Source organism: Rothia nasimurium, from assembly GCF_049068285.1.
Classification (GTDB): Bacteria; Actinomycetota; Actinomycetes; order Actinomycetales; family Micrococcaceae; genus Rothia; species Rothia nasimurium_I.
The window spans coordinates 60437-72433 of the sequence record NZ_JBLKPV010000006.1 but is presented as its reverse complement, the minus strand read 5'-3'; the positions used below and the strand labels follow the sequence as shown (position 1 = coordinate 72433).

Sequence of the window (11997 nt, the reverse complement as noted above, 5' to 3'; positions counted from 1 at the left end):
CTAGCGGTTTTCCTGCATGGGAATACGGACTCCGCGCTCAGCGGCAACCTGCTGGGCGTACTCGTAGCCGGCGTCCGCGTGACGGATCACGCCCATGCCGGGGTCGTTGGTCAGCACCCGCTCCAGCTTGGCAGCAGCCAGCTCAGAACCGTCAGCAATGCAGACCTGGCCCGCGTGGATAGAGCGGCCCATACCCACACCACCACCGTGGTGAATCGACACCCAAGAAGCACCCGACGAGGTGTTCACCAGGGCGTTGAGCAGGGGCCAGTCAGCAACCGCGTCGGTACCGTCCTTCATACCCTCGGTTTCGCGGTAGGGGGAGGCTACCGAACCGGAATCCAGGTGGTCCCGGCCAATGGCAATGGGGGCAGAGAGCTCACCGCTTGCCACCATTTCGTTGAACTTGAGGCCTGCCTTGTGGCGCTCGCCGTAGCCCAGCCAGCAGATGCGGGCGGGTAGGCCCTCGTAGGCAACCTTTTCACCGGCCATGGTAATCCAGCGTTTGAGGTGCTCGTTCTCGGGGAAGAGCTCGAGAATAGCCTGATCGGTCTTCTTGATGTCCTCGGGGTCGCCGGAGAGGGCACACCAGCGGAAGGGACCCAGACCCTCTTCGAAGAGGGGGCGGATGTAGGCGGGCACGAAGCCGGGGAAGTCGAAGGCTCGCTGGTAGCCTGCCTTGCGGGCCTCGTCGCGAATAGAGTTGCCGTAGTCGAAGACCTCAGCACCGGCGTCCATAAAGCCCACCATGGCCTCGACGTGGGCTGCCATAGACTGGCGGGAGCGCTTGGTGAAGAGCTCGGGGTCGCGGGCGGCTTCTGCCTTCCAGTTTTCGAAGGTGACCTCGGTAGGCAGGTAGCTCAGAGGATCGTGGGCGCTGGTCTGGTCGGTGACGATGTCGATGGGGGCCTTGCGGCGCAGCAGCTCGGGGAAAATCTCGGCGGCATTACCCACCACACCGATAGACAGGGGCTTCTTGGCGTCGCGGGCCTCGATGGCCAACTCTAGGGCGTGGTCGAGGTCGCGGGCCTTGACGTCCAGGTACTTGTGGTCGATGCGGCGGTCAACGCGGGACTCGTCCACGTCCACGCAGATTGCGACGCCCTCGTTCATGGTCACGGCCAGGGGCTGGGCACCGCCCATGCCACCCAGACCTGCAGTGAGGGTAATGGTGCCAGCCAGGGTGCCGCCAAAACGCTTGCGGGCAACCGCGCCGAAGGTCTCGTAGGTGCCCTGCAGAATGCCCTGGGTGCCGATGTAGATCCAGGAGCCAGCGGTCATCTGGCCGTACATCATCAGGCCTTCAGCTTCGAGCTTGCGGAAGTGCTCCCAATTGGCCCAGTCCCCCACCAGGTTGGAGTTGGCCAGCAACACACGCGGGGCCCACTCGTTGGTGCGGAAGACGCCCACGGGCTTGCCGGACTGCACCAGCATGGTTTCATCGTCCTTGAGGGTCTTAAGGGTGGCGACGATGGCGTCGAAGGCTTCCCAGGAGCGGGCGGCGCGGCCGGTGCCGCCGTAGACCACCAGGTTATCGGGGTGCTCGGCAACCTCGGGGTCGAGGTTGTTCATGAGCATGCGCAGGGCACCTTCCTGCTGCCAGCCGAGGGTATTGAGTTCAGGGCCGCGAGGGGCGCGGACGGGGCGGGGGCCGCTGGGGATCATGTCTACTCCTTTGTGCATGAAAATCTGCCGGGGGCTCTTCGTCACTCTTGTTTCTGACCGACCGCTAGGGGCGGTAGAGTGGAAAGATGAAGAGAGTCACATCCCCATCATCTTGTATATACAACCACTTGTCAATGGAGTTGGCGTGTCAAAATTAGAAGAACTGACAGCTCAATACTTGAGGGATCAGGCCCCTGAGCGGCCAGCCTACCTCAAGCTCAAAGGGGCCCTCGTCGACTTCATCAATGCCGGTATCTGGCTGCCGGGCGAGTCCGTCCCCTCCGAGAACGAGCTTGCCTCTGCTCTTTCCCTCTCGCGCATGACCGTCAACCGGGCCGTCCGCGAGCTCTCCCAGGACGGGCTCCTCACCCGGACGCGCGGGGTCGGCACCTTCGTGGCCGAAAGAAAGAGAACATCGGCCCTCCTTGAAGTCCGCAACATTGCTGACGAAATTACCGAACGTGGCAGCTCCCACACCAGTAGGGTGCAGGCCCTTGGCCTGCTTGCTCCGTCGGACGTCCCCGCCTGGGTCAGCCAGGAGCTGGGGGCTGACATTGGCCACAGCCTCATCGTCCACTATGACGATGGCACCCCCATTCAACTTGAAGACCGGTACGTCAATCTGGCGGCAGCACGGAACTACCTGCACCAGGATTTCACCCGGATTACCCCCAACGCCTACCTCAACTCCTGCGCCCCCATTACTCGGGGTACCCACACTGTTGAGGCGGTCCTGCCCACCACCCAGGAATCAGCCCTCCTCGGCGTTTCCCCTGCTGAACCCTGTCTCCGGCTGCAAAGAAGCACCTGGTCTGGCGATAGTTTGGTGAGCCAGGTGAGGTTGCTCCACCCTGGTTCAAGTAGCCGGCTTGAGGGAAGTTTCACCCTCCACTAGGTAGGCTCCTTGAGTCTAAGAAACCCCCTCGATACATCGAGGGGGTTTCTCCGGTACATCCTTGGGCCGCTAGGGCCTAGGCGGTAGGATCCTTGCCTTCGCTCAGGGCGTCCCAGGCGTCAATCTCGTCTGCCTCTTCGGTTGTAGCCAGGCGGGCGGCGCGGGCAGCTGACCGATCGTACTTACGCCCGGTCTTCCAGTAGGAGGTCGCCGCAAAAGCCCATCCACCTGCCAGGGCAACCAGCACACCAGCAGCTGCCGCCAGCAGGGGCAAGGCTGTCAGTTCATAGGCCTGGGCCGGGGCATTAGTGCCGGTGATAGCACTGACCTGGGCTATAGAAGCAGCCTGCGGGTCAGCATTCACACCAAAGGCCGCAACCGCAAGCCCTAAGCCAGCGCCAGCCAGCAGCAGGGCCAGGATCTTCCGCAGCTTCGGGCCTGCAATACGCACCGCTACCGAGGCCACCATGGCCACCAGGGCCAAGGCAGAAACGGCCGGGGCTGCGTCCGCCCCAGAAATATCGAGGGTCGAGGTGGAAACAACGGTAGTCACCTCAGCCCGGATCCACACAGGCAGGGTGGTGAAAAAGGCTGCCGCAGAAACGGCCAGGGAGCCCAGCATGACGCGGGCAGGTTGAGCCCAGCCCGGCACCGGACGGTCCTTGGCAGCTTCGGCAGGTAAGGCCTGATTCTCGCCCATTTAGTCGATCACCTCGGTTGAGAGAGGGGCCAGGCCCGAGGCGGTGAGCACCGCCCGCAGGGGGGCTGCCGCCTTATTCACGGTTTCCTGAGCTTCAGAAGCGGGCACAGAATCCATAACGATACCGGCCCCCGCCTGCACATAGGCCCGTCCGCTCTTGAGCACGGCGGTGCGGATGGCAATGGCCATATCCATGTTGCCCGCAAAGTCGAAGTAACCGCAGACCCCGCCGTAGATACCGCGAGCGCTGACCTCATATTCATCCAGTAGCTGCATGGCGCGGGGCTTTGGGGCACCCGAGAGGGTGCCTGCGGGGAAGGCCACGCGCAGCACGTCGTAGGCGTTCATGCCCTCAGCCAGCTGGGCGGTGACCTCTGAGGAGATGTGCATGATGTGGCTGAAGCGTTCGATTTCCATGAACTGGGTGACGCTGACGGAGCCGGGCACCGCGATGCGGGAGAGGTCGTTGCGGGCCAGGTCGATGAGCATGAGGTGCTCGGAGCGTTCCTTCTCGTCAGCTAGGAGTTCTTCAGCCAGAGCCAGGTCTTCATCGCGGGTGGCCCCGCGCGGACGGGAGCCTGCGATCGGGTGGGTGGTGGCGGTGCCGTCCTTGAGGGTCACCAGGGCTTCGGGCGATGACCCTACGATGTGGAAGGGTTCTCCGTCTTCGGTAGATTCAAAGTTGAAGAGGTACATGTAGGGCGAGGGATTTGACTGGCGCAGCACCCGGTAGACATCCAGGGCACTGGCCCGGTTTTCAGCTTCGAAGCGGCGGGAGAGCACGATCTGGAAGACATCGCCGTCGAGAATGTTTTTCTTGGACTTGTCGATTGCGTCCAGGAAGCCCTGTTCGTCCCAGGTGTGCTGAACTTCCTTAATTTTTTGGTCGATGTCGCCGGTTCCGGTGAGGGTTGAGACGGAGTCGGGGGCGGGCTGGGCCAGCTTGTCCATCATGGCGTAGACGCGGGAGAGGGCGTCGGCGTAGGCGGCGTCCACGTTGTCGTCGGTGCCGTTGAAGTTGATGGCGTTGGCAATGAGGGTGACGGTGCCGTCGGCGTTGTCATGCACTGCCATGTCAGAGACGATATTCAGGGCAAATTCGGGGAGGTTGACGTCGTCCGCCGGGCTGCCGGGCAGCTTCTCCCAGTGGCGCACGACGTCCCAGCCCATGTAGCCAACCAGGCCGCTGGTGAGCGGGGGCAGGCCTGCCAGGGGCTTGGTGTGAAGCATTTCGAGAGTTTCCCGGATAGCTTCAACGGGGTCGCCCTCGGTGGGGGCACCGGCCGGGGTGAGGCCCTGCCAGATGAGATTGCCGTCCTTGGTGGTGAGGGTTGAGCGGCTGGAGGCTCCAATAAAGGAGTAGCGGGACCACTGCTTTTGCTCATTGGCTGATTCCAGCAGGAAGGTGCCGGGGGCTGGTGCCCCGTCGGCGCAGACCAGGGATCGGTAGATACCGATGGGGGTCATGGCGTCGGCAAGCACTTTGACGCGCACGGGAATGACCCGGTCGGTGGTGGCGAGCTGGCGGAACTCCTCAAGGGTGGGCTCGATAATTCCTAGGTCCTGCATTGGTTTCCTCTGGTGGGTGGGGGGGCTGGGTTCGGTGGGCGGGGCTGGCTGGTTGGGTGAGGACGGCCGGGCGGCTGGGTCTGGGGCTCTTCCGGCTAGGAGCCGGGGCGGGTTCCTACCTGGGCTGGTAGTTGACCTCCGGCCTGGAAACAGGTGGTGGTGCCGGTGTGGCAGGCCGCTCCGACCTGGTCTACTTCCAGCAGGAGGGCGTCGCCGTCGCAGTCCATGCTGACGCTTTTGACGTACTGGTAGTGGCCGCTGGTGTCTCCCTTGCGCCAGTATTCCTGGCGGGAGCGGGACCAGAAGGTGACCCGCCCTTCGGTGAGGGTGCGGCGCAGGGCTTCGTCGTTCATCCAGCCGAGCATGAGCACATCTCGGGTGTCGTACTGCTGGATGATGGCGGCAAAGAGGCCGTTTTCATCGCGCTTGAGACGGGCGGCAAGATCGGCAGGCAGGGTTGCGCCTTCGGTGGCGGCTGAGGCTGGTGTAGTCACCTTTCCATCCTAGCTGATGGTGACCCGGGGGCTGGGGGCGGTAGTCTCACCATCTGGCTATGTGCTGGGGCAGCCGTCGAGGGGGGACAAAAATCTTGGGGCTGACCACTCCCTGCTGGTCGGTGCTGGCAGCACCTGCTCCCGGGCCTTTCAACAGGACTAGACTGGGAGCTATGACCTCTTCAGCCCTTGTTACCTCCGAACGCACCGCTCTCGTGCAGGCTCTTGCCGCTGCGGGTCCGTCCGCCCCTACCCTCTGTGAGGGCTGGGAAACCCGCCACCTGGCAGCCCACCTGCTGCTGCGCGAGTCTAAGCCCACCCTGGCAGCCGGGGTCATGGGCGGCCCGCTAGGAGCCCGCACCGAGCGCGCCACAAACCAGCTGGCCGATGAGCTGACTGGCCAGCGCCGCTACGAGAAGGCCCTGGGCGACTTTGAGGCCCTGCCGGGCTACCTGCACATGCGCTCGCACTTTCCCAGCCTGGATGAGGCCATGAACCTGATTGAGTATTTTGTGCATACCGAGGACGTCCGCCGCGCCTCCCCGGCTGGCGGTGAGGAGCTGGCCCCGCGCGTCCTGGCCGAAGGCGTGCAGGAGAAGATGTGGCAGGTGCTGCGGGCGCGGGCCCGCATGATGGCCGGGAAGAAGTACCCTGACGGGCTGGTGTTGGAAGCGCCGGGCTACTCCCCCGCCGTTCACGCTGTGCTTGCTCCGCCTGCTGGCCGGGTGGCAACTGTGCTGACCGGCGAGCCGGGCGAACTTGTGCTCCACCTCTTCGGGCGCGAGGCTGCGGCCCGGGCTGGTATTAGTAATTAGTTAATGTATTAATTGTATTTTCTATGACTTAACAAGAAAATCTTGAGGATATTGATGTCAGACAACTCAAACGGGCGAGTTCGAATTTTTAACTTTGATCCGGTAGAACAAGCTAAGTTGTGGGTTTCACTAGGCCCAGAAGAAGCCATAAAAACTCTAAACGGCTATCTAAGAACTGCAGTTCTTATCGGCGAGCAAGTTGTACTCGACAGAAATGATTTACTTGATGGGATTTATTTTCTTTCACTAGGACCTGAAGGCATAGCCGAAGTTCTGGGAGTTCCTAATTATGAAAAACTACCTTTACTCATTATGGGATTCCCCATAAATAATAACAAATGGGATAAATATGCAAAGGATTCACAAAGAGTCATTCCCAGAGAAAAAGCATTACCAAATTCTTTCAATAGCAACATTTCCCTACAACTCAGACCTATTTCCATAAATCAGCAACTCGATGAAACTGATAGTATTAAATATTGGAAATCTTCTTCTGCGCTATATGCTTCACTCGGGGCACTCAACGAAACAGAAAATAGCAGTTCTTGGATGATAGGTGAAGATTTTACAAAAGTATTTCCAGGATCTGGTTTTACACATAAAAATCTGACTGTCGACGGTGCGGAAGTAATAAAAAATCTAATTAGAGATTCTCGAGAAAAATGGGCCACTGCAATCTACAAAGGGAAAGTAGATGCCCAAGCTTTTAGATCTTGGGGAGAACTCTCTGAAACCCCAGAAAATAACAATGAAAAAAATGAGGCCAGAGCAATCAAGCAAGCCCTCGAAAATATTATTCCGCGATCCAGCAATGATTTACTAGCCAAGGAACTACACTCTCTACCAACAACAACTGCTAGAAAAACAATTACAGAGTACTTAACACATCATACATTTATCTCTTGCCCTCGCTGCAAATACTATGTTCAAACTTTATGGTCTAAAGCTTACGCACAAGCACTTGCATGGAAGGATCAAGCCGTCCTACTAACTTTTCCATCACCTGCTGAACCAAAATTTAATAGAGATTTATCCTCCAGCCATCAAAATTGTTTATTCTGCAACCAAAAACAGTATAGTTCAGTACCTAAATCACCTGTCTCAAAAAAGGAGGGTTACAACAGGTCAGCAAACAAATCCATTGCGATACCCGGAGGCTTAATAGATCAGCTTAGAAATATCGGGCCGGATTCATATAGATTTTTATACAACTCAGACACCCCACGCCCAATTTCCAATCAGCCAATGAATTCTAAAGTGGAGCAAGACGGACATCTTGAAAATCTAAAAAAGAATCAGGATTTTAGATTCAAGATTATCTCAAAAAGAATTAGAGATTTAAAATATAATACAAATAAGCTATATCCAAATTTTTCTTCCGCCTCCAAGGATATGAAAGGTTTGCTGTTAGCATCGATTCAGAAAACTTTTTTTGCCACACTCTTGTTCTTCATTGCACTATTCAGCGACGATATACTTATAGATAGTGAAAGTATTGTAAATAAAGAATTGAAGGTGTCTATTCTATTTATCGGAGCTTTCCTATCATTTTTGCTTTCGCTACCATTCAATGAGTGGAACACCATCCGATCCACTCATAAAGATTTAAATTCGGGTAGCATTTCAATCGAACTTTTCGAGGGGCTGTAATAATAATGAATCCCAAGTGGAGCCAAGGATCTCCAAGATCAATACAGCTAGATTGGCAAACAATCTTTATAGACCCTGACAGCTCATCCTGGCAAATTGAGGAAGCAATTAGAACTGATGGAGGATGGTCGAGAAAGAACTTTCGCTTTAAACAGAACATTAGCAAGCTCGATGGAAATAAACCTGATGGTGCGGTTTGTCTGACAGTTCGAAAGTCAGACAATTCAGTTCTTTTTGTCCGCCAACACAGACCAGCCCCAGGTGTTAAGCTGCTCGAACTGCCCCGAGGGAAAGCAGAAACAGAAGACATAGATTTTGTTCAAGTTGCATTCAGGGAAACACTAGAGGAAACTGGCTATCGTATTAAGAATGGAATCAATTTAGGCAATATATTTCCAGATTCAGGCATTCAAGCAGCGAGCATTGCGGTAATAGTAGCAGAATACGATGATAAATTTCAACATAAAGAAATTGCTGATGGGGAAACAGTTGGGAGCATTTGGATTCCCCGATCAAAAATACCAGAATACATAGCAAAAGGTGATATCAGAGACGCAATAACACTATCAGCAATTCAACTTTGGATATCTTACACCTCACTTATCTCTTTCAAATTAACTGATTAATATAATTTCTTCTTAATAATGTTTTATGCATTAAGGATTTTGCCTTGCAACTAACTATGATTTTTGAGGGCTCTCAGCCAATCTCAGACCATGCTCTGCCAGGGCAGATACGCCCTTTCACCACAGCCAAAGTGTCTGCGCTGGCTCAGCTCTACTTTGAGAGCTACCCGCAAGGTACGGTGGAAGACGTAGCTGAAGCTGAAGCCGATATTTCTGCTGCCCTTCGGGGAGATTACGGAACCTTTCTGCCGCAAGCCAATCTGGTGTATGTGGTCGATGGGCAGATTTTGGGCTATGTGATGGCGGTTGATTCACCGCCCTGGGACGATGTGAACGACCTGCTCTTCATCATTGATGTGTTCGTTCATCCCAGTGCACGGAGCGCCGGTGTAGGGAGAGCTCTCATGCAAGCTGCTCTAGCTGCTCTTCCCGAGCACAGGCCGGTGGGCTTGCGTGTTGAGAGCGATAATTAGCCAGCCTATGCGCTCTACCGGTCCTTAGGGTTCATAGAAGTCACGTCGGGTAGATAGACGGGGTCATCCAGTTGCAAGCAGTAAGAGCCCTTGCCCTCAGACTAGGGACCAGAAAACTCCCAATAGTTTGTGTGCACCACAAGGATTTCGGGAGGAATCTGGTCCCTAGTTGCTAAATATTCTCTGCGGCCAGGTAACCCGGCAGCCACATCGCTTCCCAGGCCGGTGCCTCGGCAGCCAGCACGGTACCTGCCCGGTCAGGAGCCCGGGTCGCCAGGCGATAGGAGGATGCGTCAGCTGTTCGCACCAGGTAACCGTACTCGACCATCTCCCGACGCATAAAGGCATAGTCCTGCCAGAGGGCGGCCAGAATCTCGTTGACCTGTTTCTCGGTGTAGGTGCGACCCGGCTCAAAATAGGTCACCAGGTGCAGCAGCAGGTGGGCGCGGGTGCGGCGCTTGGAGGGCCAGGAAGTCAAGCGTCCGCCCTGCAGAAAACGGTCAACGACTGTGCGGTGCTCTGCGTAGGCTTGTTCACGGGGATCGTTCAGGACGTCGGTCGACGGCCTGGTCTCGAGGAGGGCTGCTCGGGCGGTGGTGTAGTTCTCACCGGTTTCTTCCATGCGGGCGCGCACGAGCTTTTTGAAGTTTGATTGGGCAGTCACGGGTATCGACTTTCTTCGCACTCTAGCTGCGGTATCAATCGACGGTTCGGTGGTGCCTACCCCGGTCTTGGAAGGCCGGTGCAACCCGAGAATTCTCTTCCCTTCGCGCTGATGGCCTGCTTGCTAGAGTCACAGGGGCAAAGCGCTGGGCGGTGGGTGACGCCTCACACCTTTATATCACAGTCGCTCCCGAATGTAACCGAAAATGCCATCTGCGTGTTCTTTGACCGCGCAGATGGCATTTTCGATTACATTCAATGAGCGGACGGACGCCCGCCCCGGCTTGGCGGGGCAGCACAAGCCAACAGATGGATTAAAGACCTAAAGACTAACCTCTCCCCTGATGAGGGTGTGGGTTCTTCCGCCAACCCAAATGTCGGGTGATCTGGTGGGGCCGGCGTCCTGCCCTACCGTGATGGTGAGTCTGCCGTCGCGGTGCAGGCAGGTGCCCTGGCGTGCGGTGTAGGTTCCGGCAACCCTGTTCTCGCGGGCGAGCCACTGGGCGAATACCGGCCGGTCTATGAAACTTTCACGCCACAATTGATACAAACGCTAGTGAACCACGTTTGAGCCGCTTAATTGGTTCATAATCAAGGAAACACCCTTTTCCCTGGAGGCAGCCAATGAAGATTTGCGCTATTGCAGGTTGCGAAAAGCCCGGAGCATTCTCAACCCGAACCAAACCGACCTGGTGCCGTGAACATATCAAAGATATTTACAGGCAGGGCAGACTCGAACTTCTAGAAGAATTCACCAAACCATCAGACTACCTCCTAACCAAATGTCGACAGTGCGGATTCGAAGGCCACTACAGATTCCAGTACGTTCTCGACCGCAACAGGCACAGTGAGAATGTATGCCGTGCCTGTTACTGGAAGGCCTGGGCGCTGATGGCAAGGCAAATGTCAGGTATGCCGTCTGCTGTCCTAGATCCCCAAGAGATAAAACTTCACGCTGAAGAAAATGGTTATGAATACTTAGGTCCTCTGACCAACCCAATTCTCGACGGTGACCCCCATGCGATTCGATGTACTCGCTGCGGTAGAAAGAGTGCACAACGCCCAGGCGATATCGGATGGGCTTGTACCTGTATTCGTAACACCAAAACTGCAACAGCAGGTACGAAAAAGTCCTCGGGTACAAACTTGCTGAAGAATTCAACACATCGAGCAGTCGCTTGGTGGGACCACGAGAAAAATGATGAAGCCCTTTGGGACAAAGCGAAGCTGAAATCGCGTTTTGAGGCATGGTGGCGTTGCCCCCAAGGACACTCCTATGAAGCCAAAGTGCTTGATGCAACCAGTGATTATCATGAATGCCCACGCTGCCAAGAACTCAGAAGTGCTGAATGGGAAAGAAAGAGAGCTGCCCTAAAAGGAAAAACTATCGCCGATGTTCCGGAACTCCTAGCAGCATGGGATGAATCTGGTATCTCTCCCGAAAGCGTTCTGGTTGAAAAGAATCACTGGGGGTCAGGCTATAAATTTCGTTGCCCTTTGGGCCACCGCAATACGCGCCACCCTATGAGTTACCTTTTCGGTGGTTGCTCAGCGTGCAAAGCAAATGAGACTCGGAAAGAAAACGCTGAAAAAGCATCATCAGACCCTGCATTCAGCCGCCTTTCTCCAGAGATAAGCAGCCAGTGGCATCCTTCCAAGAACGGAAACCTCATGCTGTCTGATATTTCTCCGAACTCACGGAAAGTAGTTTGGTGGTATGACCCAGTGTGTGGTCATGAATTTCAAGCTACGCCAAGGGAACGAGATAAATACGAACGTTGGCGTTGCCCCGTGTGCCAGACAGTACTTGATTCGTTGGCATACCACTACCCCGAAATAGCACAGGAGTGGTCAGGTAAGAATCAAATTTCCCCTTGGTCGATTCGTCCCAACACTACGTTGTTGGCGGAGCCTCCTCTGTGGGAGTGCAAAAATGATCCGACGCATGTCTGGAAAGCAATGCCTAGTTCTCGGGTGCATGGCGGCCAGTGCCCCAACTGCAGGGTTACTGGGAAATCTCTTATTGAGCTCGAATATTTAGCTGCCGCTAAAGTTCAATGGAAGAATGTAAATTCAGGGCACCGTATCCAATCGGCAAATTTCAAGAATCATGCCTCATGGACAGCTGACATTCTAGCTACCCTACCTTCAGGACAAGACGTAGTCATCGAATACGACGGGGCTTATTGGCACCGGGATAAAAGCCATGTTGATCGCGAAAAGAGCCTTGACCTATTGAACGAAGGATTCACAGTGGTTCGAATCCGTGAACACCCTCTGCAACCTTTAGATATTGAGCATCAACGCTATTTTGAATTATTTGTTCATGCTGGTGCTCAAGATCCAATGAACGATATTGTGAAGATTGCAGGATACCTAACTTCTAATGGCTAACATCAGGGTCTGAAACAGTACTTCAGTAGAACTACCGTCCCTAAATCCGAACA

General features: G+C 55.5%; 11 protein-coding genes. 6 read left to right on the top strand and 5 right to left on the bottom strand.

What is annotated here, in order from left to right:
* Positions 1-1665 carry a urocanate hydratase gene (hutU, locus tag ACMXX3_RS06730; protein WP_421083966.1) on the bottom strand — a complete coding sequence of 555 codons (1665 nt, stop codon included), beginning with the start codon at positions 1663-1665 and terminating at the stop codon, positions 1-3.
* A gap of 145 nt (positions 1666-1810) precedes the next feature.
* Between hutU and hutC the strand changes: the two genes are divergently transcribed.
* Positions 1811-2560, top strand: a complete 750-nt coding sequence (gene hutC, locus ACMXX3_RS06725) for a histidine utilization repressor (RefSeq protein WP_421083965.1) — start codon at positions 1811-1813, stop codon at positions 2558-2560.
* Positions 2561-2636: 76 nt separating this feature from the next.
* Here the strand turns inward: hutC and ACMXX3_RS06720 are convergent, their stop codons facing one another.
* The 3 genes from ACMXX3_RS06720 to hisI all read right to left on the bottom strand — a co-directional run bounded on the left by ACMXX3_RS06720 (position 2637) and on the right by hisI (position 5323).
* Complete coding sequence (locus tag ACMXX3_RS06720; protein WP_421083964.1) at positions 2637-3260, bottom strand: Trp biosynthesis-associated membrane protein; 624 nt, start codon at positions 3258-3260, stop codon at positions 2637-2639.
* On the bottom strand, positions 3261-4829 hold the full coding sequence (locus ACMXX3_RS06715) for an anthranilate synthase component I (RefSeq protein WP_421083963.1): 1569 nt from the start codon (positions 4827-4829) through the stop codon (positions 3261-3263).
* Positions 4830-4924: 95 nt separating this feature from the next.
* Entirely contained in the window at positions 4925-5323 is a 399-nt protein-coding gene (gene hisI, locus ACMXX3_RS06710) for a phosphoribosyl-AMP cyclohydrolase (RefSeq protein ID WP_421083962.1), read from the bottom strand.
* Between the two features lie 173 nt (positions 5324-5496).
* Here hisI and ACMXX3_RS06705 point away from each other — a divergent pair, with 173 nt between their 5' ends.
* The 4 genes from ACMXX3_RS06705 to ACMXX3_RS06690 are packed head-to-tail and all read left to right on the top strand — an operon-like array spanning position 5497 to position 8887.
* Positions 5497-6138 carry a TIGR03085 family metal-binding protein gene (locus tag ACMXX3_RS06705; RefSeq protein ID WP_421083961.1) on the top strand — a complete coding sequence of 214 codons (642 nt, stop codon included), beginning with the start codon at positions 5497-5499 and terminating at the stop codon, positions 6136-6138.
* Positions 6139-6192: 54 nt separating this feature from the next.
* Entirely contained in the window at positions 6193-7788 is a 1596-nt protein-coding gene (locus ACMXX3_RS06700) for a hypothetical protein (RefSeq protein ID WP_421083960.1), read from the top strand.
* A 5-nt stretch (positions 7789-7793) separates the two neighbouring features.
* The gene (locus ACMXX3_RS06695; protein WP_421083959.1) at positions 7794-8414 is read left to right on the top strand and encodes an NUDIX hydrolase; all 621 of its coding nucleotides are present in this window, start codon (positions 7794-7796) and stop codon (positions 8412-8414) included.
* 44 nt (positions 8415-8458) lie between these two features.
* Positions 8459-8887, top strand: coding sequence for a GNAT family N-acetyltransferase (locus ACMXX3_RS06690; protein WP_421083958.1), 429 nt, complete (start codon positions 8459-8461; stop codon positions 8885-8887).
* Between the two features lie 172 nt (positions 8888-9059).
* Here the strand turns inward: ACMXX3_RS06690 and ACMXX3_RS06685 are convergent, their stop codons facing one another.
* Entirely contained in the window at positions 9060-9551 is a 492-nt protein-coding gene (locus ACMXX3_RS06685; RefSeq protein ID WP_421083957.1) for a DUF2087 domain-containing protein, read from the bottom strand.
* A gap of 902 nt (positions 9552-10453) precedes the next feature.
* Between ACMXX3_RS06685 and ACMXX3_RS06680 the strand changes: the two genes are divergently transcribed.
* The gene (locus ACMXX3_RS06680; protein ID WP_421083956.1) at positions 10454-11944 is read left to right on the top strand and encodes a zinc-ribbon domain-containing protein; all 1491 of its coding nucleotides are present in this window, start codon (positions 10454-10456) and stop codon (positions 11942-11944) included.
* Positions 11945-11997 lie beyond the last annotated feature (53 nt).